This is a genomic window from Sphingopyxis indica (genome assembly GCF_900188185.1).
In the GTDB taxonomy this organism is placed as follows: domain Bacteria; phylum Pseudomonadota; class Alphaproteobacteria; order Sphingomonadales; family Sphingomonadaceae; genus Sphingopyxis; species Sphingopyxis indica.
On the sequence record NZ_FZPA01000003.1, the window covers coordinates 63,157 to 89,341 of the forward strand.

Annotated in this window: 17 protein-coding genes and 1 pseudogene; 5 read left to right on the plus strand and 13 right to left on the minus strand. The window is 67.6% G+C overall.

Features of this window, described 5'->3' with window-relative positions; genetic code table 11:
* Positions 1-7: 7 nt before the first annotated feature.
* From CHB69_RS06300 to CHB69_RS06310, 3 genes are all read right to left on the minus strand, one after another.
* On the minus strand, positions 8-277 hold the full coding sequence (locus CHB69_RS06300; protein WP_245836582.1) for a hypothetical protein: 270 nt from the start codon (positions 275-277) through the stop codon (positions 8-10).
* A gap of 128 nt (positions 278-405) precedes the next feature.
* A complete protein-coding gene (locus CHB69_RS06305; RefSeq protein WP_089215153.1) occupies positions 406-1,446 on the minus strand; it encodes a serine hydrolase domain-containing protein in 1,041 nt (346 codons plus the stop codon).
* Between the two features lie 15 nt (positions 1,447-1,461).
* The gene (locus CHB69_RS06310; protein ID WP_089215154.1) at positions 1,462-2,199 is read right to left on the minus strand and encodes a GntR family transcriptional regulator; all 738 of its coding nucleotides are present in this window, start codon (positions 2,197-2,199) and stop codon (positions 1,462-1,464) included.
* A gap of 136 nt (positions 2,200-2,335) precedes the next feature.
* Between CHB69_RS06310 and CHB69_RS20485 the strand changes: the two genes are divergently transcribed.
* Positions 2,336-3,634: a hypothetical protein gene (locus CHB69_RS20485; RefSeq protein WP_089215155.1), complete on the plus strand. Its 1,299-nt coding sequence runs from the start codon at positions 2,336-2,338 to the stop codon at positions 3,632-3,634.
* Between the two features lie 103 nt (positions 3,635-3,737).
* On the opposite strand, the pseudogene CHB69_RS20660 reads toward CHB69_RS20485, so the two are convergent.
* From CHB69_RS20660 to CHB69_RS06325, 3 genes and pseudogenes are all read right to left on the minus strand, one after another.
* Positions 3,738-3,968 (minus strand): annotated as a pseudogene (locus tag CHB69_RS20660) (BCCT family transporter); the annotation flags it as partial.
* Positions 3,893-6,427 carry a glycoside hydrolase family 9 protein gene (locus CHB69_RS06320; RefSeq protein ID WP_245836584.1) on the minus strand — a complete coding sequence of 845 codons (2,535 nt, stop codon included), beginning with the start codon at positions 6,425-6,427 and terminating at the stop codon, positions 3,893-3,895. The pseudogene CHB69_RS20660 and the gene CHB69_RS06320, both read right to left, overlap by 76 nt.
* An 80-nt stretch (positions 6,428-6,507) precedes the next feature.
* Positions 6,508-7,476, minus strand: a complete 969-nt coding sequence (locus CHB69_RS06325; RefSeq protein ID WP_089215157.1) for an alpha/beta hydrolase — start codon at positions 7,474-7,476, stop codon at positions 6,508-6,510.
* 178 nt (positions 7,477-7,654) lie between these two features.
* On the opposite strand from CHB69_RS06325, the gene CHB69_RS06330 reads away from it, so the two are divergent.
* Both CHB69_RS06330 and CHB69_RS06335 read left to right on the plus strand, forming a co-directional pair.
* Entirely contained in the window at positions 7,655-8,353 is a 699-nt protein-coding gene (locus CHB69_RS06330; protein WP_089215158.1) for an acetylxylan esterase, read from the plus strand.
* Positions 8,354-8,390: 37 nt separating this feature from the next.
* Positions 8,391-9,833, plus strand: coding sequence for a family 43 glycosylhydrolase (locus tag CHB69_RS06335; RefSeq protein WP_089215159.1), 1,443 nt, complete (start codon positions 8,391-8,393; stop codon positions 9,831-9,833).
* A 39-nt stretch (positions 9,834-9,872) separates the two neighbouring features.
* Here the strand turns inward: CHB69_RS06335 and xylA are convergent, their stop codons facing one another.
* From xylA to CHB69_RS06350, 3 genes are read right to left on the minus strand one after another with little or no spacing between them, the layout of a single operon-like run.
* On the minus strand, positions 9,873-11,192 hold the full coding sequence (xylA, locus tag CHB69_RS06340; protein ID WP_089215160.1) for a xylose isomerase: 1,320 nt from the start codon (positions 11,190-11,192) through the stop codon (positions 9,873-9,875).
* On the minus strand, positions 11,193-12,644 hold the full coding sequence (gene xylB, locus CHB69_RS06345; RefSeq protein ID WP_089215161.1) for a xylulokinase: 1,452 nt from the start codon (positions 12,642-12,644) through the stop codon (positions 11,193-11,195).
* Positions 12,644-13,774, minus strand: coding sequence for a glycoside hydrolase family 43 protein (locus tag CHB69_RS06350; protein ID WP_394357148.1), 1,131 nt, complete (start codon positions 13,772-13,774; stop codon positions 12,644-12,646). Before CHB69_RS06350 ends, xylB begins: the two co-directional genes overlap by 1 nt.
* A 187-nt stretch (positions 13,775-13,961) precedes the next feature.
* Here CHB69_RS06350 and CHB69_RS20390 point away from each other — a divergent pair, with 187 nt between their 5' ends.
* Both CHB69_RS20390 and CHB69_RS06360 read left to right on the plus strand, forming a co-directional pair.
* Entirely contained in the window at positions 13,962-15,533 is a 1,572-nt protein-coding gene (locus CHB69_RS20390; protein WP_425442409.1) for an alpha-N-arabinofuranosidase, read from the plus strand.
* 2 nt (positions 15,534-15,535) lie between these two features.
* Positions 15,536-17,893: a glycoside hydrolase family 95 protein gene (locus CHB69_RS06360; protein WP_089215162.1), complete on the plus strand. Its 2,358-nt coding sequence runs from the start codon at positions 15,536-15,538 to the stop codon at positions 17,891-17,893.
* Here the strand turns inward: CHB69_RS06360 and CHB69_RS06365 are convergent, their stop codons facing one another.
* The 4 genes from CHB69_RS06365 to CHB69_RS06380 all read right to left on the minus strand — a co-directional run bounded on the left by CHB69_RS06365 (position 17,894) and on the right by CHB69_RS06380 (position 26,013).
* On the minus strand, positions 17,894-18,691 hold the full coding sequence (locus tag CHB69_RS06365; RefSeq protein WP_089215163.1) for a FadR/GntR family transcriptional regulator: 798 nt from the start codon (positions 18,689-18,691) through the stop codon (positions 17,894-17,896).
* Between the two features lie 67 nt (positions 18,692-18,758).
* On the minus strand, positions 18,759-21,422 hold the full coding sequence (locus CHB69_RS06370) for a glycoside hydrolase family 3 C-terminal domain-containing protein (protein ID WP_089215306.1): 2,664 nt from the start codon (positions 21,420-21,422) through the stop codon (positions 18,759-18,761).
* A gap of 56 nt (positions 21,423-21,478) precedes the next feature.
* A complete protein-coding gene (locus tag CHB69_RS06375) occupies positions 21,479-23,017 on the minus strand; it encodes a tryptophan halogenase family protein (protein ID WP_089215164.1) in 1,539 nt (512 codons plus the stop codon).
* 83 nt (positions 23,018-23,100) lie between these two features.
* Complete coding sequence (locus CHB69_RS06380; RefSeq protein WP_089215165.1) at positions 23,101-26,013, minus strand: TonB-dependent receptor; 2,913 nt, start codon at positions 26,011-26,013, stop codon at positions 23,101-23,103.
* Positions 26,014-26,185 lie beyond the last annotated feature (172 nt).

Genomic DNA, 26,185 nt, shown 5'->3' on the forward strand with positions numbered 1-26,185 from the left:
AGCCGGTTCAGGACCCGTCGTGCGCGCGGTCGAGCGGCACCACCTCGGCACCGTCATGCCCGGCGGCGATCGCCGCCTCGACCATCCTGTCATGTTCGGCAAAGACGCGTTCGAGTTCGGCGCGCTTGTCGAGGATCAGCTTCGCCACGCCCGCGGTCATCCCGCCTTCCTCGCCGACCCGGCCGAGCACGCTCGACAGATCGGACAATGTCGCCTTTTCCGGGGTCGAATGAAGCCCGCCCTTTCCATCCCTATATGCGACGCATTCAGTTGCCATGGGTTCTTCCAGCCCTTGCCGGGGTCCTGCGACGATAAGCGTTTGCGGCGCGCGGGAAATCCGGGGAATCCCTGATCGCGAGGCACAAGGACGGCGAAAACGGAGCATTGGCAGGCCTGACCGAAAGGTCAGTTCAGGACGCGCATCAACCGCCGCCACAGCTGCTCGTCGAAATCGGCGTCGGGGGCGTCGGCGCCGGTGCGCACGACGACGAGGTCGAGGCTGGGCACGATATAGAGCCGCCGGTCGAGGAAGCCGAGGGCAGCGACCAGATCGGCGGGCGCAGCGGCGACGAGCGGCCCCGCGCGGCGGCGCCCCGTCGCGCCGACCGTGAAATCGCCGCCGTTCAGCCACCAGAGGCGCCCATAAGCGGGGTTCGTCGCCGACCGCGCGAACAGCGCGTTCAGGCTGGCCTGTGACAGGATGCGCGTGCCGTCTTCGGCGACGCCCCCCGCCAGGATCATGCGCCCGAAGCGCGCGGTGTCGCGCGGCGAGGTGACGAGCCCGGTCGGGTTGCCGACGTCGGCGAGCGCCGCCGGCCGCTGGCGCCATGCGGTGTCGGCCATCCCCGCGGGCCCGGTCAGCCAGTCGCGCGTGATCCGGTCGAGCGGCTGCCGCGCGGCGGCGGTCAGGATGCGCTTCGCGACCGCATAGACCGCGGTATTATAGAAGAATTGCGTGCCGGCGGGCGCGACATAGGCGAAATTTTCGTCGAGCCCCGAATTCATCTGCAGGATATGAAGGACGCGGATCTCCTTTTCCTGCGCCGGCGTCGCCCTCGACCAGCCGGTCCCGATATAATCGCTGACGGGCCGGTCGACGTCGATCAGGCCCTTGTCGATCGCGACGCCGACGAGCACCGACACAAAGCTCTTCTGCTGCGAGGCGACATCTTCGAGCAGCGCGCCGTCGGCGGTCTTGCCATAGAGAAAGATCGCCAGCATCGCATCGTCGGGGGCCGGCCAGTTCCTTTCGACCAGCGTTTCGCCGCCGCGCTGGATCAGAAGGCCCGTCGTCTTCTGCGCCCGCACATAGTCGAGCAACGCCCGCATCGCCGCATCGCGCTGGTCCGCCGCGCCGGGATTCGCGGGAGCCGCCGCGGTTGCGGGCGAACAGCCGGCGAGCAGCGCTGCCATCATCGCCGCCGTCAGTCGCAAAGCGTTTCGCATGTCCCTTCCCCCCGTTCAGCGCGCCGGTGCGGCCGTCCTTTGCATGGGCTGCGGCTGCCGTCGGTGCGCGAGCATGATCCGCGCGACCTCGCCCTGCATGAAATAGAGAATGTTGCGCGCGCCCTCGCTCGCCGCCGCCGCGTCGCGGCGCGGCAGCGCGGCGCGGATCTGCCGCCAATGGTCATAGGGGCCGCCGCCGCCATGCGCCGCCAAGGCGAGCGCGGCATAGGAAAAATGAAACCGCGTCTTGCGCCGGATCGACGCGATCATCCGCTGCGCGTCCGCGCTGGCATGGCCCGCCATCGCGCCGAAGATCGCCTCGCTCGCTTCGATGATCTGCTCGGCCGGCGCGCCCGCGGCGGCCGCATCGAGCAGCCGGTCGATGTCGTCGATCATCTGTCCGATCGCGCGATCGGACATCCGCAGGCACGCGAAGCGTGCCGCGAGGCCATAAAGCGCCGCGCGAACCTCATAGAGGTCGAACACCTCCTCCGCCGTCGTCGCCGACACGCGCGCGCCGCGATTTTCCTCGATCTCGACGAGTCCGTCCTCGCCCAGAATGCGCAGCGCGCGGCGGGCGATCGAGCGGCCGACGCCGAATTCGGCGCAGAGGCGCGCTTCGCGCAGCCACGCGCCCGGCGCGAGGTCGTTGGCCTGGATACGCTGGCGCAGCGCGTCGGCAACCGCATCGGCGGCGCGGCCGCCCCCCGCGCCAGGCAAGCCGCCTTCCCGTCTGGCTTCGCTTTCGTTCATCGGTCCCCGCGATAGCCGATGAGGCGCCCGCCCTCAAGGAAATGAGCGACAATATAATCAAGATTGTCGTACAATAGTTGACAGCTTCGGGGGCCTGCAGGATGATCGGGACAATCGAACAGGCCGGGGAGAGTCCATGACCGACGCCAGCAGACGCAGCTTCCTCGGCGCGGGCGCCTTGCTGCCGCTCGCCGCATCGGCCGCCGCCGCGGACCGGCACGCCGCCGAGCCGATCGAGCGCGACCTGCTGCGTTATGTCGGCTTCGGCAACAAGCGCGCGGGCGGTCCGGGCGACATGGCATGCGGCGCGTGGCTCGCGGGAGAGCTGGAACGCGCGGGCTATGCGGTCGAGCGGCAATCGTTCGAAGTGCCCTTTTTCGATGCCTCGGCCGCGACGCTGGCGAGCGGCAGCAAGGCCGCCGCCGTCTATCCGCAGCCGATCGTGGTGCCGACCGGTCCGGGCGGCGTATCGGGACCGCTGGTGCGCGTCGATGCGGCAGGACGCGCCGCGACCTCGCTCGCGGGCGCGATCGCGCTCGTCGACCTTTCCTTCGCCCGCTGGTCGTCGATGCTCGCCAAGCACGCGCGCGGGCCGATCGAAGCGGCCTTTGCGGGCGGCGCGCGGGCCGCGGTCGCGATCACCAACGGCCCGACGGGCCAGGTGATCGCGCTCAACACCGACGGACGCAAACCGATGTTCGGCGGCCCCGTCGCCCTGCTCGCGCCGGCGGACGCCGATCCCTTCCTCGCCGCTGCCATGCAGCGCACCGAGGCGCGATTGACGATCGACGGCAAGGGAGGCCGCCGCCCCGCGTTCAACCTCGTCGGGCGGATCGACCGCGGCAAGGGCCGCTGGCTCGCGATCTCGACCCCGCGGTCGGGCTGGTTCGGCTGCGCCGCCGAACGCGGACCGGGCGTTGCCGCGTGGCTCGATCTCGCGCGCTGGGCGGCGGGCGCGATGCCCGATCACGACCTCGCCTTCATCTGCAACACGGGGCACGAATATGAATATCTCGGCGCCGCCGAAGCGATGAAGCGGATCGCCCCGCCTCCCGCCGCGACGCGCTTCTGGCTGCACATCGGCGCCAATGTCGCGGCGCGCGACTGGCACGAAATCCCCGGCCATGTGGCGCCGCTTCCCAGCGTCGATCCGCAGCGTTTCCTCTCGCTCTCACCCGAGCTGCTGCCGCTCGCGCGTGCGCTGTTCGCCGGTCAGGCGGGCTATGAAGCGCCGGTATCGAGCGCAGCGCTTTCGGCGGGGGAGCTCGACGAAGTGATCAAGGCGGGATACGCCCCCGCCGCCGGCGTGTTCGGCATCCACCGCTATCATCATGTCGCCGACGACGACGAACGCTGCCTGAACCTGCCCGCGACGGTCGCTGCGGCGCAGGGCTTTCGCCGGCTAGTCGCGGCGGTGGCCGGCGGGAGCAGCTGACGCGGGACGCGCGCTTGCGCATGGCCCGCCGGTTTCCGGAAAGGGCGCGCCGGCAGTCGTCGACAGGTCGATGCCGATCCCGCTGCTTTCGGCCTGAAGCGCTGCCCGCGCCGAACAGCATCGCGAACCAGGACATATAGCTATATTCGGGTTCGCCGTCGTCAGCGCCCGGCTTTACATTGCCATAGCTGCTGACCATCGGGAACGGCACGAAGATGAGGAAGCCCGCGACAAACCGGCGCCGCGATCGGGCTTTGCCTATCGCATTTCGCGCTCCAGATCGCGGGCCGCATTGGCGAGCGCGATATACATCGCGCCTTCGGGCACGACATATTCATTCTCCCCCCAGAAGAAGGGCCAGTCGTCGCGATTTTCGGGATAGTCGGGCTTGAGGATCAGCACGCCGGGGACCACTCCGCCGGGGATGAAGGAGAAATCCGCCCGGTTGCTGCCATAGGCGACCTCTTTGGATTGCGCGCCGACGCCCGACACGAAGGAACGGTCCGAAGCCGGGTGGTGGCCGTGGATGAAATCGAGCGCGCGCAGCGTCGGCTCGGCGCCGACGATGTCGGGGAAGGCGCGGTGGAGCGCATAGCCGGTCAGCCCGAAGCCGAGCACCGTGCCGCTGCCCGCCCATCCGCCGTCGGTGATCGGGACGCCGAAGGGATTGGCCTTTTGCAGCGCCTCCGCCCGCGTCGCCCACTGGCGCGCCGCCTGCTCGACCGAGGCGCGATAGGCGGGCGGCATATGCGGCAACGCTTTCACCATCGTCTGCGCGGTGAAGTCGAAGGCCTTCAGCATCGCCGGCGCGAGCGCTTCGACGCGCGCGGCATAGCGGCGATCGCCCGTCGCGAGGAGCAGCTCGACCGCGGCGCCGAACTCCTCGGCCTCGAGCGGCCCTCCGGTCGTATTGCCGTGGCGAAAGAGCGCGGGCGGGCGGCTGTGCTCCTCGTCCCAGATCCGCTGCGCGCGATCGAGGCAGCGGCGGGCGAAGGCGTCGTCACGGCCGCGCCACGCGCGCGCGGTGGCCGCGAGTGCCGCGGCCGCGCCATAGTCGAGCGCGGTCGACTTGCTGGTGAAGGCCCAGCGGTCGTCGGGGGTGCCGCTGCGGCCGCCGGCGCTATCATAGGCACGCTCATAGGGCTTGAGCGCCGGATCATAGATCAGCCCGTCGGTCTTGCTCGCGGCGTCGCCGAGGTGGGTATATTGCCCGACGTCGGGCTCGACGATCCCGTTGATTGCGTGCCCGACCGCGTCATATTGCGCGAGCAGTTGCAGGCTGCCGTGCCGTGCCTGCTGAAGAAGGTCGGGGGTGCCGTCGGGGACGTGCAGCTCGACCCGGCGGCTGTCCCAGTCGACCGCGACCGTGTCGCGATCGAGGCCGAAATCCTCCCATATGTCGACGAGCTGGCGGACGACCTGATATTGCGTCTGGGTGCGGATGTCGAAATCGCCGGCGTCGAGCCAGCCGCCGACCGCGAGGCCGGGGATATGCTCGCCGGGCGCGAAGCGCGTGTCGGTGGTCGGTCCCTGGCGATATAGGTCGATATGTTCGTGATCGACCGGCGCCTGACGCGCATCGTCGCGGTGCGCGTCGCCGTGCCAGACGCGATAGGCCTCGTTGACCGCGACATGGTCCATCGCGACCGGCAGATAGACGTCGTTCGTCGCGTGCCAGGCGCTGTCGAACAGGCCCGGCGCGATCGGAAAGGGCGCGGTGCGCGTGCCGCCATATTCGAGCCGATAGACGCCGGGGGTTGTCACGCCGCTGAAATCGACCTGAAGATAGCGATAGCGCAGATAGGTGCCCCATTCGCGCGCCTGTTTCAGCGGCACCGGCACATTTTGCCCCGATGCGTCGATGCGAAACAGGCGCGGCTGGAGCTGGCGGCGGTCGTCGCGGTCGAGCTCGATCGTCGCGATCTTCGCGGCCTTCGGCAGATAGCCGAGCTGCGAATGGGCGATCACCGGCGGGCGCAGCCAGCCGGGCACGCTTTCGGCATCGAGCACCCATTCGAGCAGCTTGCCGCTGCGCCCGCCGGGGAGCAGCTGGCGCACGACATACCAGCCGTTGGTCGCCTGATTGCGCCCGTCGAACAGCTCCAGTTCGCCGTCGGCGGCGGCGATGCTGACGCGCCGCGCGGGCTCTTCGGGCGCGAAGACGAAGCGGCGCGCGCGCGCAAAGGGCAGCGGCTCGGCGCCCGGCCCGTCGCTGCGCCCCGAGGCCGCGTTGCGCTCGGCGGTCAGCTGCATCGCGTCGGCAGGGTGCCGCGGAAACAGGGCCGGGCGCCCGTCGGCGAGATAGGCGTGATGCCAATAGGCCGAGGGCACGAATTCGAGGTTGAAGCCCGCCTTGCCCACCATCTCGGCGGGCAGCGGGCGGTCGAGCAGCACCGAAATCACCACCGATCCGCCGCGCCGCTCGGCGCGGACGGTGTAGCCGAAGTCCGGATATTGCATCACCGCTTCGATCACCCCGGCCTGCTTGTCGACGCGGCGGCTGACGAACCGGGCGGCGGGGTCCCACTGGCCGGGGGTAGGCGAAAGCCGGACATCGCCATTGGTCGCGGTGCGCACGCCCTGCTGAATCAGCTCGACGCCGCTGATCTTCGCGTCGGCGAACAGCCCTTCGTTGACGTTCGAAAAGATCAACCAGTTGACGCCCGGCGCCTCGAAATAATCGGCGCGGTCGAGCCGCAACGCGACATCCTGCGGCGGCGCGTCCTGCGCGGCGGCCGGAACCCCGGCGGTGCCGATCAGCGCCGCGAGCATAATACCATATCGGCGGACCATGGCAGCCTCCCCTCATTCTGATTCTTGGTAGCGCTACCATAACAACGCGCGGGGCCGCTGCAAGACCCCGCGCGCCGGGGTCACTTCGCGGGTTTGAGATAGCCGTGCATGGCCAGCCAGCTCGCGAAGGCGTCGAACCAGCCGGTGCTGGTCGTTTCCTTGGGATACATGCCGAACCCGTGTCCGCCCTGTTCATAGAGGTGGAATTCGACCGGGCGCTTCGCCGCCTGCCAGCTTTCGATCAGGCCGAAGCCGCCGTGCGCGAAAAAGGGATCGTCGGCGGCGAGCGCGACGAACAGCGGCGGCGCGTCGGCAGGCACGGTCACCGCCGAGAGCGGACCATAGATATTGCCGATGAACGCCGGCTTGGCATCCTCGCCCGCGAGCGCCGTCGCCATGGTGAGCATCGCTCCGGCGGAAAATCCGACCATGCCGACCCGGTCGGGATCGACGTGCCATTCGCCGGCGCGCCGGCGGACGAGCGCGAAAGCGGCGCGCGAATCGGCGATCTGGGGCGCGATAGCCTTCATCGCCTGGTCGGGGTCCATGCGCGGGGGCCGCGCGTTGCCCGAGAACAGCTCGCGCATCGATTTCTCGAAGCCCGGCATGTCGGCGGGGGTCGGATTGAGCCGATATTTCAGCACGAAGGCCGCGACACCGCGATCGGCGAGCGCGCGGGCGACATCCCAGCCTTCATTCTCCATCGAGAGCGTCCGGAAACCGCCGCCGGGTGCGACGACGACCGCCGCCCCCGTGGCCTTGGCCGGATCGGGCAGGAAGGGCGTGAGCGTAGCCACCGTGACGTTGCGAGCGAATTTGCTGCCATATTGGCTGTGCCAGGATTCCTTGGCCGTCGCCCCGGGGAGCGGTCCGGTCCCGAGTTCGATCGCGGTCGGCTGCGCGGGGGTTTCGATCGGCGTCATCCGATCGTCCTGCGCCGCGGCCGGAATCGCCGCCGCGAGCGCGACCGCCGCGGCGAGCGCGGCCAGCGGCCCTCTGCGCTGCCGCGCCGAACCGCGAACCCCGATACACCTGCTCGTGTCTTTCATCACCTGTCTCCCAATATATTTGTCTTACATTTGATTGAGTCAAATCGCGACTAATCAATATTAATTCGCGATTTGATCAATATTTTTGTAGGACAAGTTGACGAAGCTGTCGAGACGTGATTAGGTCGGGGGAAAGCGGTAGCGGCGCGACAACGCGCGAGCGCAGCGGGGGAGACATATGAAAAATGGCCCGACACCCTGGATCGTCATTGCGGCGTCGATGGCGTCGCTCGCCGCGGTGGCGCCCGCTTTCGCCCGTCCGGCGCCGGGAGTGCCGCCGCTCGCCGACTTCTTCGAGCCCGCGACCACAGCCGCAGCCGCACCCGACGCCGACGGGTTCATCCGGCGCTGGCTGCTCCTCGAGCCGGTCAGCAAGCCGAATCCGACCAACACGCTGTTCACGGGCAGCTATGTGCGCGCGGCGCTGGCGCCCGAGACCTTTCCGGGCCGCTTCGGGGCGGTGCCGCGCGATGGACAGGCGGCCGCGGACGGCGCGCTGCGCTGGCACGCGCTCGATTCGAAGCTGTGGGACGTCAAGCTGTTCAACTTTGCGCAGGCGCTGGGCAAGCCGAAATATGGCGTGATCTTCTGGGCCGTCACCGTCGTCGACAGCCCGCGCGAGATGCACGATGTGCGGATGGCGGTGGGGTCGAATTCGGCGTCGGTCTGGTGGCTGAACGGCCGCGAGGCGGCGACGCTGTTCGACGACCGGCGCATGGTGATGGACGATGTGCTGTCGGACCGGCTGACGCTGAAGAAGGGCCGCAACATCCTCTATGGCGCGGTGATCAACGGCCCCGGCCTCAGCGATTTCTGCCTGCGTTTTCTGGACGCCGACGGCGAGCCGATACGCGACCTGGCCATCGCGGTGCAATGACGGCGCGGCGCGCCCTCCCCTTCGCACAGGAGCTTCCATGACCCGCTTATTCCGCCCGACGCTCGGTCTGTCGCTGGCGCTTGCCTGCCAATCCCCCGCCACCGCGCAGCTGGCGGGCGACGTCTTCATCCACGATCCGTCCACCGTCGTCGAATCCGGCGGCAAATGGTTCACCTTCGGCACGCGCGGCGGCGGACTGGTTTCGGAGGACGGCTGGACCTGGGCGAACGGGCCGGTTCGCCCCGGCGGCGGCGTCGCGCCCGATGTGGTGAAGATCGGCGATCGCTATTATGTCGCCTGGGCGGTCGGCGGCGGCGGCATGTCGGGCGGACATGCGAGCGACGTGAAGATCATGTGGACCAAGTCGCTCGATCCGGCATCGCCAGACTTCGAATATCATGAGGTCGGAACGGTCGCGTCGAGCGACGGGGTCGAAAATAATGACGCGATCGACCCCGCCTTTCTCTATCACGATGGCCGGCTCTGGCTGAGCTATGGCACCTATTTCGGTTCGATCCGCCTCGTCGAACTCGATCCGGAAAGCGGCCGGCGGCTGGAAGGCAACGAGCCCGTCGACATCGCGATCGACATGGAAGCGACCGCGCTGCTCTATCGCGACGGCTGGTATTATCTGCTCGGCACCCACGGCACCTGCTGCGACGGGCCCAATTCGACCTATAATATCCGCGTCGGCCGCTCGCGCGACGTGCGCGGCCCCTATGTCGACAATATGGGCATTCCCCTGCTCAAGGGCGGCGGCAAGCTGGTCGCGGCCGCGCAAGGGCGGATGATCGGCGCGGGGCATTTCGGGCGCATCGACCTGGGCGGCGGGATCGAGAAGATGTCGCTGCACTATGAGGCAGACATGGACCGCAGCGGGCGCAGCGTGCTGGCGATCGAACCTTTGCTGTGGCGCGACGGATGGCCGGTCGCGGGCCGCAACCTCGACCCCGGCACTTATGAAATCCAGTCGGCGCGCAGCGGCAATGCGCTGCAACTCAAGGTCGATTTCGTCCGTATCCCGTTCGACGCGCGCGCCAGTTTCATGGCGGGGCCGGACGATCCGGTGAAACCGGTGCCCGGTCAGAGTCTTTCCGATGTCGCGGGGACATGGCCGAAGGATGCGGTGCGCGTCGACCTGTCGGCCTATATGGTGCGGCCGAACCAGCATTGGACGATCACCCCGGTCCCCGAAGCGGGGGGCTGGTTCGGTGCCCCATATTACAAGATCACCGTCGCCGGCACCGAGCGCGCGCTGGCCGCGACCCCCGCCGACGAGGTTCAGGCGGTGCCTGCCTTTACCGGCGCCGATGCCGAGCTGTGGCGGATCGACCAGCTGACCGACGGCAGCTATCGCATCACCCCCAAGACGCGCGCCGGCGCCGATCTGGCGCTGGTCGCGATCGGCGCGAGCACGCCGACGCTCGCGCGCTTCGATCCGCAGAGCGACGCCGGACGCTGGCGCTTCGTGCGCCCCTGAACGGGAGCGGCGCGCACCGGAGCGCGCGCCGCGGACCCGTCAGACGAAGCGATTGACAAGATTTTCGAGCCGTTCCTGCTTGCCCGAACGGTGCCTGGGGTTGAGGTCGGCGGCAACCGCATGATCGGCGATGTCGGCAAGGCTGGTGCCCTCGCGATGGATCATCCGCCCCAGCTCGCCGTCCCAGCCCGCATAGCGCTCCTTCTTGAACGCGTCGATCCGCCCGTCGGCGATGATCCGTTCGGCGTTGAGCAGCGCCGCCCCGACGACATCGACGCCGCCGATGTGGCCGTGCAGCAGATCCTCGGCATCGACCGACTGGCGGCGCACTTTCGCGTCGAAGTTGAAGCCGCCGGTGGTGAAGCCGCCCGCACGGACGATCTCGAGCATCGCGAGCGTCATTTCCTCGACCGAATTGGGGAATTGATCGGTGTCCCAGCCATTCTGGTGATCGCCGCGGTTGGCGTCGATCGACCCGAAAATGCCGAAGGCGGCGGCGGTGGCGATCTCATGCTCGAAGGTATGGCCCGACAGCGTCGCATGATTGGCCTCGATATTGACGCGCACCTCGTCCTCGAGCCCGTAGCGCTTGAGGAAGCCATAGACGGTGGCGGTGTCGAAATCATATTGATGTTTGGTCGGCTCGTGCGGCTTGGGCTCGATCAGGATCGTGCCGGTAAAGCCGATCCTGTGCTTGTGCTCGACCACCAGGTTCAGGAAGCGCCCGAAATTGTCGAGCTCGCGCTTCAGGTCGGTATTGGTCAGCGTCTCATAGCCCTCGCGGCCGCCCCACAGCACATAGTTGGCGCCGCCGAGACGGTGCGTGGCTTCGAGCGCCGAGCGCACCTGCAGCGCCGCCCAGGCGTAGATTTCGGGATCGGGGCTGGTCGCAGCGCCGCCCGCGTAGCGCGGATCGGAAAAGAGGTTGGCGGTGCCCCACAGGAGCTTGCGCCCGGTTTCGTCCTGCAGCGCTTCGAGGTGATCGACCGCGGTGGCGAAATGGCGCCGATAGGAGGCGACGTCGGTGGCCGGCTCCATCACATCGACGTCGTGGAAGCAATAGAAGGGCAGGTCGAGCTTGCGCACGAAGCCGAGCGCGGTTTCGCGCTTCATCGCCGCCGCCTCCGCCGCATCGGCGTGCTGCTGCCACGGGCGATCGAAGGTGCCCGCCCCGAAGACGTCCGACCCCGGCCAGCAGAAGGTGTGCCACATGCACACCGCGAAGCGCAGATGCTCTTCCATCGTCTTGCCGAGGACCTTGCGGTTCTTGTCGTAGAAGCGATAGGCGAGTTCGTTGTCGGTCTCCGGCCCTTCATAGGCGATGGTCGGAAACGCGGCGAAATAATCGGTGGCAGACATTCAAGAGCCTTTCTTGGAGGAAATTCGGGGATAGGCCTGGCGAAACAGCGCCTTGCGATGCGAAAGCCGGTCGACGAGCGCCGGGTCGGGGTCGATCCGCCGCGCGACCGGCGGCGCGGCGCACACCGCCGCGGCCTCGCCGCCGTCGACCGCGAGCTGCGCGAGCCGCGCCGCGCCCAGCGCCGGCCCGACCTCGCCGCCCTTCAGATAGACGAGTGGCACTTGGAACGCCGCGGCGATGATGCGGCCCCAATAGTCCGATCGCGCCCCGCCGCCGATCACCGACAGCTGCGCGACCTGCGTCCCCGCATCGCGGAGCGCATCGAGCCCGTCGGCGAGCGCGAAGGCAACGCCTTCGAGCACCGTCTGCGCCAGCCGGCCGCTGTCGGTGTCGTGGTCGAGCCCCAGAAAGGCGCCGCGCACGCGGGCGTCATTGTGCGGCGTGCGCTCGCCCGAGAGATAGGGAAGGAAAAGCTCTTCGCCCGAACCGGGGCCGGACGCTTCGGCACGCGCGAAGAGATCGGCCGCCCCCGCCGCGCCGGTCAGCCGCGCGACCCAGTCGATGCACGACGCCGCCGACAGATGCACGCTCATCTGATGCCACATGCCGGGCAGGCAGTGGCAAAAGGCGTGGACCGCGCGCGCCGGGTTGGGCCGGAATTGGTCGGTCGCGACAAAAATGACGCCCGACGTGCCGAGCGAGAGCAGCGCGTCGCCGTCGTTGACCACCCCCACGCCCGCAGCGCCCGCGGCATTGTCGCCGCCGCCGGCGACGACGGGCACCGCGGGCATTCCCCATAGCTCGGCGACCTCAGGGCGCAGCGTGCCGGTGATCTCGCTGCCCTCAAAGAGCTTCGGCATCGCCGCCTCGGTGAGCCCGGTCGCGGCGAGGACCGCATCGCTCCACGCGCGCTGCGCGACGTCGACCCACAGCGTGCCCGCGGCGTCGGACAGGTCCGAAGCCTTGTCGCCGGTCATGCGCAGGCGCACATAATCCTTGGGAAGCAGCACGGTGCGGACGCGGTCGAACAGCGCGGGCTCATGCGCCCGCACCCACAGCAGCTTCGGCGCGGTGAAGCCCGGCATGGCGATGTTGCCGGTGATCGTGCGCAGCGCGGGAACCGCCGCTTCGAGCGCTTCGCATTCGGCTTCGGACCGGCCGTCGTTCCACAGGATCGCGGGGCGCAGCGGCCGGTCGTCGTCGCCGAGCAGCGTCGCACCGTGCATCTGTCCCGCCAGCCCGATGCCGCGGATCGAGCGCCGCACGGCGGGGTCGATCGCCTGCACCGCCGCGGTCGTCGCCAGCCACCACGCGTCGGGGTCCTGTTCGGACCAGCCGGGATGCGGGCGCTGAACCGACAGCGCGGCGACGCCCTGCCCCGCCACGGCGCCGGTCTCGTCGAGCGCGACGGCCTTCACGCCCGACGTGCCGATGTCGATGCCCAGGAACATCAGGGGACGAAGGGGTCGATCGTCGGGATGGTCCCGTCGGGGTTGAACTTGAGCTCGGTCATCTTGACGCTGCGCAGGTGGTTTTTCCCGCTGAGCTGAGTGTCATGGTAGAAGAGCCACCATTTGCCGTTCCACTGAACGATCGAATGGTGCGACGTCCATCCCTGCACCGGGGCGAGGATATGCCCCTTGTAGGTGAAGGGACCGAAGGGATTGTCGCCGATCGCATAATTCACGAAATGCGTGTCGCCGGTCGAATAGGTGTAATAATATTTGCCGTCGCGCTTGAAGACCCACGAGGCTTCGAAGAAGCGCCGGTCGTGGTCGCCGCCCTTCACCGGCTTTCCTTGCTCGTCCAGAATCACGGCGTCGCGCACCGGGCCATCGAAATGCTTCATGTCGGCGCTCATCCGCACGACCTTGCCCGAGATGGCGGGCGCATCGTCCTGCATCAGGTCGGTGTCGGACCCGTTCGGATCATAGACGCCGTCCTTCCAGCGCTGGAGCTGGCCGCCCCAGATGCCGCCGAAATACATATAACTCGCGCCGTCGTCGTCGGTGAACACCGCGGGGTCCATCGAAAAGCTGCCCGGGATATAAGAGGGTTCGGCAACGAACGGCCCCATCGGGTCCTTCGACGTCGCGACCCCGATGCGGAAGGCGCCGAGGCCGTTCTTGTCCTTCGATTTGTCGCGCGCGGGGAAATAGAGATAATAGGTGCCGTCCTTATAGGCGGCGTCGGGCGCCCACATCTGCTGCGACGCCCAGGGCACATCCTTGATGTCGAGCGCGACGGGCCCCACCGTCACCGGCCCGCCCGGCCGGTCGAGGCGGAGCACGCGATAGTCGCGCATCGCATATTGGTTGCCCAGATCGTCGTCGGCGATGCCCGCGTCGATGTCGTGGCTCGGATAGATATAGAGCTTGCCGTCGAAGACATGCGCCGACGGGTCGGCGGTATAGATTTCATCGACCAGCGGCTGCGCCAGATAGCGGCGCCCGTCGGGCGCGCGCGCGCCGTCGGCGCTCGATTCGGTCGCCTTGGTCGGCGCGTCGGGGGCGCCGCCGTTGCAACCACCCAGACAGGTGGCGAGGATTGCGAGGGAAATTGTTGCACTTCGCATCGGCATCTTCTCCTTGGCTGCCGTCTGAGCGGCGTGGGAATTTTGATAGCGCTACCATCGAACATTTCCAAGTGCCCTTTTTGTTTGACGTGCCGGCGATTTTCCTTCTACTCCTACAAAATAACGGGCGGATCGCCCGGCAAACGACCGTTCAGGGGAGAGAATCGACGTGACAAAATCATACGAAGCCGGCTTGCCGGGCCGCCGCCGCCGCGCCCTTTTCGGCGCGCTGACGCTCGCCATCGCGGGAATCGCCGCCCCGGCGGGCGCACAGGATGGCGCTACCATCACCGCGACGATTCGCGCCGACCAGCCAGGCCCAAAGGTCGATGCCGACATCTTCGGACAGTTCGCCGAGCATCTGGGCACCGGAATCTACGGCGGAATCTGGGTCGGCAAGGGGTCGTCGATTCCCAATGAGAACGGCTATCGGAGCGACGTGCTCGCGGCGCTGAAGGCGATCAAGGTGCCGATGGTGCGCTGGCCGGGCGGATGCTTTGCCGACGAATATCACTGGCGCGACGGCATCGGCCCGCAAAAAGACCGCCCGGTCAAGATCAACACCAACTGGGGCGGCGTGAACGAGGACAACAGCTTCGGCACGCATGAATTCATGGGATTCGCCGAACGGCTGAGCGCGCGCGCTTATGTTTCGGCGAATGTCGGCAGTGGCACGCCGGCGGAAACCGCGCGATGGGTCGAATATATGACCGCGGCCGCGAACAGCAGCTCGCTGGCCAGGGAACGCGCCGCGAACGGGCGCACCGAACCCTGGACGCTCGCCTATCTGGGCATCGGCAACGAACTATGGGGATGCGGCGGCAATATGCGCCCCGAATATGCTGCCGACCTGACCAACCGCTTCGCCACCTTTGCGAAGTCCGGATCGGGCAAGATGCTCAAGATCGCCAGCGGCCCGTCGGACAGCAATTATGAATGGACCGACACGATGATGCGGCTGTCGGGCAAAACCATCGACGGGCTGGCGCTGCATTTCTACACCCGCCCGCGTGACGCCGACTGGAACGACAAGGGGCCGGCGCTCGGCTTCCCCGAGGCCGAATGGGCCTCGACGCTGCAACACACATTGCAGATGGACGAATTTATCACGCGCCATTCGGCAATCATGGACAAATATGACCCCGAAAAGCGCGTGATGCTCGCGGTCGACGAATGGGGGACGTGGTACGACCCGACGCCCGGTTCCAACCCCGGCTTCCTGCAGCAGCAGAACAGCCTGCGCGATGCGATCGTCGCGGCGCTCAACATTCACATCTTCACCCGCCACGCCGAACGCGTGCGCATGGCGGCGATCGCGCAGATGGTGAATGTGCTGCAGGCGATGCTGCTGACCGACGGGCCGCGCATGGTGAAGACCCCGACCTATTGGGCCTTCGACCTCTATATGCCGTGGCAGAATGCGACGAGCCTGCCCGTCACGGTCGACGGGCCGCGCTATCGCAATGGCACGGTCGACATTCCGGCGATCAGCGTCTCCGCAGTGCGCGACACCGCGGGGGCGGTGCATGTCGCGCTGGTCAATGTCGATCCGAACCGCGCCTTGCCGGTCACCGTCGATCTGAAAGGCGTTCGCGCGACCGCCGCGTCGGGCCGTATTCTGACCGCCGAAGCGATGGATGCTCACAACAGCTTCGAGCATCCCGGCGCCGTCGCGCCGAAGCCGTTCGACGCCGCGAGGGTCGCCGGCGGCAAGCTCGCGACGCGGCTGCCCCCCAAATCGGTGGTCGTGCTGCGGCTGCGCTGAGCATGGACGGAACCGGTGGCCCCGGCGTCTCGCGGCGCGACGTGCTGCAGGGGATGACCGCGGCCGCCGCCGTCCTGCCCGCTGCCGGCGCGGCGGCGGCACCGGCGCCCCCGGCCCCGGCGTCCCGGCTGTGGTATCGCCAGCCCGCGAGCGATTGGATCGAAGCGCTGCCGGTCGGCAACGGCCGGATCGGCGCGATGATCTTTGGCGGCACCGCGCACGAACGGCTCCAGCTCAACGAGGATACGCTGTGGACCGGCGGCCCCTATGACCCGGTCAACCCGGCAGCGCGGGACGCGCTGCCCGAGGTGCGCCGTCTCGTCGCCGCAGGGCGATATGCCGAAGCCGAAGCGCTGGCCGACGCCCGGTTGATGGGCACCCCGCGCACTCAGATGGCCTATCAGTCGGTCGGGCATCTGCTGCTCGACCTGCCCGCCGCCGAGCCTGGCGAAATCACCGGCTACCGTCGCGAACTCGATCTCGATTCGGCGGTGTCGACGGTGCGCTTTCGGCTCGACGGCGTCGGCCACCGACGCGAAATTTTCGCCTCCGCCCCCGACGATGTGCTCGTGGTGCGGCTTGCCGCCGACGCGCCGTTCGACCTCGATGTCGCCCTGACGTCGGGGCAGCCCGAAGCGCACGCCGTCGCGGCGGGCGACATGGTGACGCTGACCGGCCGCAACGCCGCGCGGGCCGGTGTGGCGGGCGCGCTGCGCTTCGCCGCCCGCGCACTGGTCGAGGTCGATGGCGGCGCAGTCGCGCCGCTCGGCGACCGGCTGCGCGTGAAGGGCGCCCGCGCGATCACCGTGATGATCGCGATGGCGACGAGCTATCGCCGCTTCGACGATGTCGCGGGCGATCCCGAAGCCGCGACGCTCGACGCGCTGCACCGCGCCCGCGAGCGCGGCTTCGCGCGGCTGCGCGCCGATGCGGTCGCGGCGCATCGGGCGCTTTTCCGGCGGGTATCGCTCGATCTGGGCACGACGCCGGCAGCCCTGCGCCCGACCGACGAGCGGGTGCGCGCCGACCGCCTCGCCGACGATCCCGCACTGGCGGCGCTCTATTTCGACTATGGGCGCTATCTGCTGATCGCTTCCTCGCGGCCGGGAAGCCAGCCGGCGAATCTGCAGGGCATCTGGAACGGTTCCGACGATCCGCCGTGGCAGTCGAAATATACGGTCAATATCAACACCGAGATGAATTACTGGCCCGCCGAAGTCACCGCGCTCGGCGAATGCACCGAGCCGTTGCTGCGGATGGTGCGCGAGCTTGCGATCACCGGCGAGAAGACCGCGCGCGAGATGTATGGCGCGCGCGGCTGGATGTGCCATCACAACAGCGACCTGTGGCGCGCCACCGCCCCGATCGACGGCGCGAAATGGGGGATGTGGCCGACCGGCGGCGCGTGGCTGTGTACCCATTTATGGGAACGCTATGACTATGGCCGCGACCGCGACTTCCTGCGCGCGGCTTATCCGCTGATGCGCGGCGCCGCGCTGTTCTTCCTCGACACGCTGCAAAGCGATCCGGTCACGGGCGAACTGGTGACCAACCCGTCCATCTCACCCGAAAACCGGCATGGGTTCGGGGCCGCCATCTGCGCCGGCCCCGCGATGGACAACCAGATTTTGCGCGACCTGTTCGACCAGGTGGCGACGGCGGCGGGCATTCTGGGCGTCGATGCGGATTTCGCGACCGAGATCCGCCGCGCGCGGGCGCGGCTCGCCCCCGACCGGATCGGCGCGCAAGGGCAGCTTCAGGAGTGGCGCGAGGATTGGGACGCGCTCGCCCCCGAGCCCGACCATCGCCACGTCTCGCACCTCTATGCGCTGTTTCCGAGCGACCAGATCGACCCCGAACGCACGCCCGGCTTCGCCGCGGCCGCGCGCCGGTCGCTCGAACTGCGCGGCGACGAATCGACCGGCTGGGCGACCGCCTGGCGCGCCGCGCTTTGGGCGCGGCTGGGCGAAGCCGATCATGCCCACCGCATCCTCGCCTTTCTGCTGGGGCCGGGCCGCACCTATCCCAATTTGTTCGACGCGCATCCGCCCTTCCAGATCGACGGAAATTTCGGCGGCACGCGCGCCATCGCCGAAATGCTGATGCGCAGCCGCGGCGACGCGATCAGGCTGCTGCCCGCGCTGCCCGCCGCCTGGCCCGACGGTTCGGTCGCGGGTCTGCGCGCGCGCGGGCGCTGCCGGGTCGATATTCGCTGGCGCGGCGGCCGGATCGAGGAGGCGGTGCTGACCGCCGAGGCCGGCGGCATACGCCGCGTCTCGTGCGCCGGCCGCTCGGTCGAGGTCGCGCTTGCGGGCGGGCGGCCGGTCCGGCTGCGCGGCGAAAGCCTGACCGCCGGATGATCAGATGTCGTCGGCTGGCCCCGGGCCCGCGGGCGGAATCGCCATCACGTCCTTCGTGTCCTTGAGCGCCAGTTCGACGAGCAGCCGCATCGCCTCGCTCGCGCCTTCGGCATCGCCGGCGACGATCGCATCGAGCACGCGCGCATGGTCGGGAATCGGGTCGCGGGGCAGTGCGCGCGTGCGCTGCTTGAACTGCGTGGTCCACGAAACCGCGGCGCCGATCGACGCGCTGATCACGATCAGGGCGTCATTGTCGGTCGCGCGGAGCAGTGCATCGTGGAAATCGCGGTCGGCGGCGCGCCCCTCCGCGGTCGCGAGCGAATGGTGCCGCATTCCGTTCAGCGCGTCGCGCATCCGCTTGATGTCGGCCTTTGTCCGGCGCTGCGCCGCGAAGCCCGCCGCTGCGGGTTCGATCACCAGACGAAGCTCGAACAGGCTGCGCACGAGGCGCGCGTCGGGGGTGCCCGCAAAGGCCCAGGCGAGCACTTCGGGGTCGAGGAGATTCCAGCGTTCGCGCGGCAGCACGCGCGTTCCTGTCTTGGGCCGGCTCTGAACGAGACCCTTGGCTGCGAGCACCTGGATCGCTTCGCGATAGGCGCCGCGCGAGACGTCGAGCGCTTCCGCCGCCGCAATCTCCCCCGACAGGATATCGCCCGGCCCGAACTCACCCGACAGGATCGCGGTGCCGAGCTTGTTCGCGACCGCGCCGCGCAAGCGGCGCCCCGGCCCCCGTTCACGCGCGGCACCTGTCCCCCGTCTGGCTTTTTCGGCCCGATCGCCCGCCTTTTCCTTGTCCATGACCCATGATCAAGGCGAAGGCCGCCGACAAGTCAACCGGGAACAACCCGTAGCGGTCCCTTCCGGCTCATCGCGGCAGGTCGCGCGGCGTGTCGACCGCGAAACTCGCTTCGCTGGTGGCGACGACGCCGGTTCCGGGCTGGCCCGACCCGATCGTGACGCGGTAACGGCCCGCAGTCACCCGGCGGTCGCCGCCGGGCGTCACGCTCGACAGATCGCGCGGCGACAGCTCGAAGCGCAGCGTTTTCGTCTCGCCGGCTTTGAGCGAAACCCGCTGAAAACCGCGCAGCGCCAGTCGAGGCATTCCCGGGCGCGGCGGAAAGGAAAGATAGAGCTGCGCCACATCCTCGCCCGCCCGCGCGCCCTTGTTGACGACCTCGGTCGTGACGGTGACGCCGTCCTGCCCGCCACCGGGCGCCGCGCGCACGGTCAGCGGCCCATAGTCGAAATCCGTGTAGCTGAGGCCGTGGCCGAACGGATAGACGGGCGTGCCGGTGAAATAGCGATAGGTGCGCCCCTTCATCGCATAATCGTCGAACGGCGGCAGATCGTCGACACTGCGATAAAAAGTCAGCGGCAGGCGCCCCGACGGATTCGTCCGCCCGGTCAGGATATTCGCCACCGCGGTGCCGCCGGCCTCGCCCGGATACCAGGCTTCGAGGATCGCGGCGGCATGATCCTTGCCCCATTGCAGGTTGATCGGACTGCCGTTCATCGCGACGATGACGATCGGCTTGCCTGTCGCGCGCGCCTGTTCGAGCATCACGCGCTGATCGCGCGGCAGGTCGAGCGAGGTCTTGTCGCCGCCGGCAAAGCCCTCGATCTGGAACGATGTCTCCTCGGCTTCCATGTCGGAGGTCAGCCCGACGACCGCGACCAGCACGTCGGCGTCCGCGGCGGCGCGCGCAAGGTCGGCGGCCGGGGTCGGCGAGATGCGCTTCCACACCAGATCGGACCCGCCGCCCTCGATCGTGAAGGAATAGCGCTGTCCGGCAGTCAGCTGCATCGTCGTCAGGCTGGGCAGGTCGTTGTAGCGGCTGGCGCGGCGATCGGCGATCAGCTTTCCGTCGAAGGTCAGCACCCCGCCGGGCCCGGTCAGCCCGACGCGATAGGTGCCGCTCTTTGGCGCGACGAGGAAGCCGGTGAAGGTCCGGCGATGCACGTCGGCGACCTTGGCGAGTTCCAGCTGGCGGTCGCCGACATCGGGTTCGATCCGCGACACGACCGGCGTTGCCGAATATTCGACCGTTTTGAGGAATTTGTCGCGCTCGCCGGGTGCGAACTCGGCCGGCACGGGGGTCAGCGGATTATAATAGCGCACGAGCACGCCCGGCCGGCCGTCGGGGGTGCGCAGCGCCGAGGTCGGCACGCGGTCGCCGTCGGTGATCGACTCGCCGAACGGAACGAGCGTCACGCGTTCGTCGCCGAGCGCCGCGCGCAGCCCGTCGACCACCGAAACCGGCGGGCCGGTCAGCGTCGAGGAATAATTGCCGCGCAGCACGCGCGTCGCGTCGCCGAGCGGGCCGATCACCGCGACGCGGCTTTCGGGCTTCAGCGGCAGGACGCCCGAATTTTTGAGCAGCACCATCGCCTTTTCGGCGGCGTCGAGCGCAAGCTGGCGGTGTTCGACGGCGCCGATCGCGCTCGCGGGCACGGCGGGCGGCGCATCGGCGAGGCCCGCAAGGTCGCCGGTCCGGTAGCGGGCGGCGAAGAGGCGGACGAGGCTGTCGTCGATCTGCTCTTCGGTCAGCAAGCCCTGGGCCAGCGCATCGCGATAGCGGCGCTCGAGCCCCGCGGTATTGGACAGCGTGTTCGTGTTGCACTCATTGTCGACCCCGGTTCGCATCGCGATCGCGACCCCGGCCGCCGCGTCGGGGGCATATTTGTGATTTTCGTCGATGTCGCGCACCGCGTCGCAGTCGGAGACGACATAGCCCTCGAAACCCCAGGCGCCGCGCAGATGCGTCTTGAGCAGCAGGTCGCTCGCGCAGGCGGGCTGGCCGTTCACCCGGTTATAGGCGCACATGATCGACCCCGCACGCGCCTCGACGATCGCGGCGCGGAAGGCGGGCAGATAGCTGTCCTCTATGTCATAGGGCGACACGAAGAAATTATCGCTGTGCCGCGTCGCCTCCGGTCCGCTGTGGACCGCGAAATGCTTGGGCGTGGCGATGACATGCGGGCGGTCGGGATCGGGGCCCTGCATACCGCGGATGAACGCCTTGCCCATTTCGGCGGTCAGAAAGGGGTCCTCGCCATAGGTTTCCTGGCCGCGACCCCAGCGCGGATCGCGGAAGATGTTGATGTTGGGCGACCAGGTGTCGAGCCCGGTGCCGATCCGCCCAAGCCGGCCGGTTTGCCGCGCCAGCGTGTGGAGCCCGCGCACCTCGGTGCCGATCGCGTCCGCCACGCGCTCGACAAGCGGCGTATCGAAGGTCGCGGCGAGCCCGATCGGTTCGGGAAAATTGGTGGTCGGCACCGGGCCGAGCGCGCCGTGCAGCGATTCGGTCCACCAGTTGTAGGCGGGAATGTCGAGGCGCGGGATGGCGGGGGCGGTGTTCAGAAGCTGCGGCAGCTTTTCCTCGAGCGTCATCTTCGCGACCAGATCGCGCGCGAGACGCACCGCCGCATCCTCCTCTGCGCCGCGCTGCTCGGCGGGTTGCGCGGGAGCGACGGCGGGCACCGCCGCCGCCGCCGACATCAGGGCGGCAACCATCACGCGCCGAGCCATCCAATTCATCACTACCCCCTTCGTTCGGAAAAATGCGCCGCCCGCGCGGCGGGCGATCAAATTGGCTGCATTCCGTGCTGCGCGATCTTGTCGAGCAGCTCGCGGTGCCGCGGCAGGCCAGCCATCAGCCGCGCGGTCTGCACCTCGGTCTCGCGCCGCGCGCGCCGCGCCAGTTCGGCATCGGTCGCCCCCTCGCCCTGCGGCGTTCGGGTCTGGTGGCCCATTCCGTAGAGAACATATTGATAGCTGGCGGCAGGAAAAACCTCTTCGGCGCGGTCGAATTCGTCGTGCAGCCAGGGAGGCTGGAATTTCCACAACTCCATCAGGTCGAGCAGCCGGCCGGGAATCGTCTCGGGCTGCCGGTTGTCGCGCCAGAAATCGCTGTCGTCGCGCCGGGTCAGCGCATAGTGAAGTTTGAGGAAGTCGATGATCCGCCCCCAGCGATAATGGGTCGTCGCGTTATAGCGGCGCGCGAGGACGTCCATGACCGCGCGGTTCGGCGGCAGTTGCTCGGCGATCATCTTGGCCGACAGTTCGACGAGGACGATCGCCGACGCCTCGAGCGGCTCGAGGAAGCCAGCCGCGAGCCCGACCGCGACGACATTGCCCTTCCAGAAGGTTTCGCGATGCCCCGACCGGATGGGAATGCGGCGCACGGTCAGCCCGTCCGCCGCCGGGCCGATATAGGCGCGCAGTTCGCGCTCGGCCTCGTCGGCGCTGATGTGGCTGCTCGAAAAGACATGCCCGATGCCGCGCCGCGTCGGCAGCCCGATATCCCAGATCCAGCCCGCCGACTGCGCGGTCGAGATCGTGTGGCAGACGACCGGATCGGCCGGATCGGCATAAGGAACCTGAACCGCCAGCGCGGTGTCGCAGAACAGCGTGTCGCCGCACGGCCGGAACGGCACCTGCATCGCATCGCCGATGAGCAGGGCGCGAAAGCCCGTGCAGTCGACGAAGAGGTCGCCCTCGATCACCGGCCCCTGCTCGGTTTCGAGCGCCGCCACGTCGCCCGATTCGGTCATCCGTACCTCGGTCACGTCGGCGAGAATGTGGCGGACCCCGAGGGTTTCGCAGCAATGGCGCTGAAGAAAGGCGGAGAATTTGCCCGCGTCGAGATGATAGGCATAGTTCGCCAGCGCTTCATATTCGGGCGTCGCGATCGTCTTGGGCGCAAGCCCCGCGTCGCACAGCCGCCCCTGCGGCGTCACCGTATCGCAGAAGCTGCCGTCGCCATCCGCCAGCCAATGCGGCACCATATTCACCTGCGCGAACCCCTGCGGCAGCATCAGCGGGTGATAATAGCCGTCGTCGTCGGCGCCGGTCGTCCAGCGGTTGAAGCGCGCGCCCTGTTTGAACGCCGCGTCGCAATGACGGAAAAAGTCGGTTTCCGAGACGCCGATGCGCCGCAAGGTGGTGCGCAGCGTCGGCCAGGTCCCCTCCCCCACGCCGATAATCGGAACATTGGGCGATTCGACCAGCGTGACCTCGAACCCGTGGGGCATGCGCCCGCGATGCCGCGCGGCGATCACCCCGGCGGTCAGCCAGCCCGCCGTTCCGCCCCCCACGATGACAATGCGCTGAATCACTTGCATGCGGCCATTGTTACAAAAAATCGGGGTTACAAAAAATCGGGCGGAATGCGAATGATCGCATTCCGCCCCATGGGAGGCCCCCGTTAATAGCGGAAGCGCACGCCGAGCGTGTAGCGACGCCCATAGTCGAACACGTCGAGCAGCTGGTTCGAGAAACGCCCGTGCGTGCTTTGCTGGTTGTTGTTGAGGTTCAGCGCTTCGGCAAAGACGCTGAAATTGTCGTTGATATCGTAGCTCGTGCTCAAATCGACCTGGAAGCTCGGGTCGACGAATGTCGGCTCGGCACCGAACGATCCCGTATTCTGATTCTGCCCGAACTGGAGCAGATATTCGTCGCGCCAGTTGAGCGCTGCGCGGATCTGGAAGCCGTTCTTGTCATAAAAGCCGACGAAGTTCGCCGAATTGGCAAGCCCGGTGACCGCAAAGCCGGTCTGCGAGATGTCAAGCTCGTCATAGGGACGATTGGTATCGACGAAGGTCGCGTTGGCCTGGAAGCCGAAACCCGAATCGCCGAACACATGCTGCCACGCAAGCTCGACGCCGCGCACCGTCGCATCGGGGCCGTTGATCTGCTGCGTGACGGCAAAGATTGCGGGCTGTCCGGTGGTCGGGTCGACGACGCCGTTGATCGGCTGGGTGGTCACGCCGCCGACGATGAAGTTGCTGACATTCTTGAGGAAGGCGTTGACCGAGAAATAGGAGTTGCGCTGATAATACCATTCGGCGGCGATATCGAAATTATCCGCCAGATAGGGGCGCAAATCGGGATTGCCGCCGCTCGCGGTCAAGGCGCCGACACGCTGGCCCGACCCGACGTTGAGCACCGGGTTGAGCAGGTTGAGCGCCGGGCGGGTCAAGGTCCGCGACGCGCTCATGCGAAGCTGGAATTCGGGCGTGATTTCGAGCCGCGCATCAATGCTGGGCAGCAGATAGGAATAGTCGCTGCCGCGCTCGATCGGCTGCGTCGGACCGTAGGACACGGTGAGCAGCGTCGGGTCCGCAGTGCTCGTCGCGATCGAGACGGGAAGCCGCCCCTGCCCGATCGAGCGGAGATGAGTATTCTCGTTCCGCACGCCCGCGCTGAAGTGGAACGGCATGCCGGCAATTTCGGTGTTGAAATCGACCTTCATGAAAAGCGCCCATGTCCGCTCGCGTACATTGAGGACGCTGCCGGGATCGACCGCCTCGTCGAAGGTGCCCGTGAAGCCGTTGACCGAGCCATAGTTGAAACCCGGAATATTCTGCGTCTGCGGATTGCCGAGGCTCGTCAGATAATTCTGATAGTCGACAGGGCTGAACAGGAACACCGACGGCGGCAGGCTGCCGTTATAGCCCGGAATGAAGCCGTTGAGGCTGATGCTGCCCTGATAGAGCGAACCGGGCAGCGGCGCGATGCCGGTGTTGCGACCCGACGGGGCGCCATAGCCGGCATAGGCCTGCCAGAAATTGTTGGTGAAGGTGCTCTGGTTCAGGAAATCATAGGTGTCCTGATAATATTGCCCGCCGAACTTGACCGTCAGATCATCCTGTTCCCAGGTTCCCACCGCGCGGAACTGCCACAGTTCGTCGGTGTTGCGCTGGGTCTGGTTGACCGTGACGTGCGAGCCGATCAGCGCCTGATTGTCCCAGTCGGCGGCGCTGCCCGCGGGACCGAAATTGGCGATCGACGGAAAGGCCTTTTTGCTGTTGCCGTCGACGATGAACTGCAAATTGGTGCCGAGGTCGCCGCCATAGCCGATGTCGGCGTTGAGGCTGCCGATATTACCGCCGGGATTGCGCCAGCTCTTCGAATAGGCACCATCGAACTCGAAGTTCAGATTGTCGGTCGCGTCGAACTTGACGTTGAGGCCCGTCTGGTTGGTCTTGAGCACCTCGGTGTTCAGCGCCGAGGTGAAGTCGGTCGGGCTGCCGGCCTGGGTGAAATTGACCGCCGTGCCATTTTCGTCGAGTTCGACATTGCGCAGGTCGGTCTGGTTGAACCAAACGCCGAAAGCGTAATTTTCCGACACCACCTTCTGGCGCGAGAAATTATTGTCGAGCGTGACCATGATATTGTCGGACGGCTGCCATTGCAGCGCGAGCCGGGCGTCGATGCGCTCGTCCTTCACCCGCTGCTGCTCGGCACCATATTGCTGGGGGAACCAGCCCGGGATAGTGCGCTGATCCGACGCGGGAACCGCGGGATCGACCGTTGCTGCGGTCGGCGAGCAGGTCGCCGCACTGCTGCCGGCGAGCTGGCACGGCGCGAAATTGCCGCCCGGCCAGCCGTTCACATAGACGCGGTTGGTGTCGGTGTCGCGCCGGGTGTAGATGACGTCGGCGAGGATGCCGATGGTGTCGTCCCACGTATTGCTGATGAGCAGGCCCGCCGTCGGCACGATATCGTCGGCACGGTCCTGCATCGACCCCGATGCGGTCGCCGCGATGCGCAGGCCGGGATTGTCGAACGGCTTGGGGAACGCAATATCGACCGTCGCGCCGATGGCGCTGGCCGACAGGGCGACGTCGGGAGTCTTGAGGACGCTCAGCTGGCCGATGAAATCGACCCCGACGGTGCTGAAGTCGATCTGACGGCCGCCCGTCGCGGTCGAGATGCGCCGTCCGTCATAGAGCGTCGTGTTGAAGTCGCCGCCGAAGCCGCGAACGGTGATACCCGTCGGCTCGCCGCGCGACCCGCTGCGCTGGATCGACACGCCCGGAAGGCGCTGCAGCGACGCCGCGACGTTCGAGTCGGGGAATTTGCCGATATCCTCGGCCGAGATCACGTCGACAACGCCCGACGAGGTCCGCTTGACGTCGAGGTTGCGTTGAAGCGAGCCGCGCAGACCGGTGACGACAATCGCTTCGTCGGTCACCTCGTCCGCGGCCGGCGCCTGGCTGTCCTGCGCCGCGGCCGGGGCCGCCCATGCGAGCGCCAGCGCGCTCGTGGCACAGCCCAGCGACAAGGTGATAACGCTACCAGAAGATTTCACACGCTTGGACGCGCTCAACATCATGCCTCTCCCTCTTTCGTTGCCCCACTTCGATCAGGGCTAACTTTTCCAACGATTCGATCCGGCCGATTCCGGTCCCGAGTCGGGGCGCGAGAATCCGCTGGCCATGTCGCATTAGGTAGCGCTATCATAATCGCGATCGCAGGCGATGCAAGTTTTTGTCGGAGTTACCGGT

Bases quoted from the DNA above. Each gene is read 5' to 3' on its own strand.
- CHB69_RS06310 (WP_089215154.1), bottom strand. From the start codon at position 2,199: ATGAACGAAAGCGAAGCCAGACGGGAAGGCGGCTTGCCTGGCGCGGGG.
- CHB69_RS06350 (WP_394357148.1), bottom strand. From the start codon at position 13,774: ATGCCGATGCGAAGTGCAACAATTTCCCTCGCAATCCTCGCCACCTGT.
- CHB69_RS06325 (WP_089215157.1), bottom strand. From the start codon at position 7,476: ATGAAAGACACGAGCAGGTGTATCGGGGTTCGCGGTTCGGCGCGGCAG.
- CHB69_RS06335 (WP_089215159.1), top strand. From the start codon at position 8,391: ATGACCCGCTTATTCCGCCCGACGCTCGGTCTGTCGCTGGCGCTTGCC.
- CHB69_RS06330 (WP_089215158.1), top strand. From the start codon at position 7,655: ATGAAAAATGGCCCGACACCCTGGATCGTCATTGCGGCGTCGATGGCG.
- xylB (WP_089215161.1), bottom strand. From the start codon at position 12,644: ATGTTCCTGGGCATCGACATCGGCACGTCGGGCGTGAAGGCCGTCGCG.
- CHB69_RS06375 (WP_089215164.1), bottom strand. From the start codon at position 23,017: ATGCAAGTGATTCAGCGCATTGTCATCGTGGGGGGCGGAACGGCGGGC.
- CHB69_RS06380 (WP_089215165.1), bottom strand. From the start codon at position 26,013: ATGATGTTGAGCGCGTCCAAGCGTGTGAAATCTTCTGGTAGCGTTATC.
- xylA (WP_089215160.1), bottom strand. From the start codon at position 11,192: ATGTCTGCCACCGATTATTTCGCCGCGTTTCCGACCATCGCCTATGAA.
- CHB69_RS06365 (WP_089215163.1), bottom strand. From the start codon at position 18,691: ATGGACAAGGAAAAGGCGGGCGATCGGGCCGAAAAAGCCAGACGGGGG.
- CHB69_RS06370 (WP_089215306.1), bottom strand. From the start codon at position 21,422: ATGGCTCGGCGCGTGATGGTTGCCGCCCTGATGTCGGCGGCGGCGGCG.
- CHB69_RS06300 (WP_245836582.1), bottom strand. From the start codon at position 277: ATGGCAACTGAATGCGTCGCATATAGGGATGGAAAGGGCGGGCTTCAT.
- CHB69_RS20485 (WP_089215155.1), top strand. From the start codon at position 2,336: ATGACCGACGCCAGCAGACGCAGCTTCCTCGGCGCGGGCGCCTTGCTG.
- CHB69_RS06305 (WP_089215153.1), bottom strand. From the start codon at position 1,446: ATGCGAAACGCTTTGCGACTGACGGCGGCGATGATGGCAGCGCTGCTC.
- CHB69_RS06360 (WP_089215162.1), top strand. From the start codon at position 15,536: ATGGACGGAACCGGTGGCCCCGGCGTCTCGCGGCGCGACGTGCTGCAG.
- CHB69_RS06320 (WP_245836584.1), bottom strand. From the start codon at position 6,427: ATGGTCCGCCGATATGGTATTATGCTCGCGGCGCTGATCGGCACCGCC.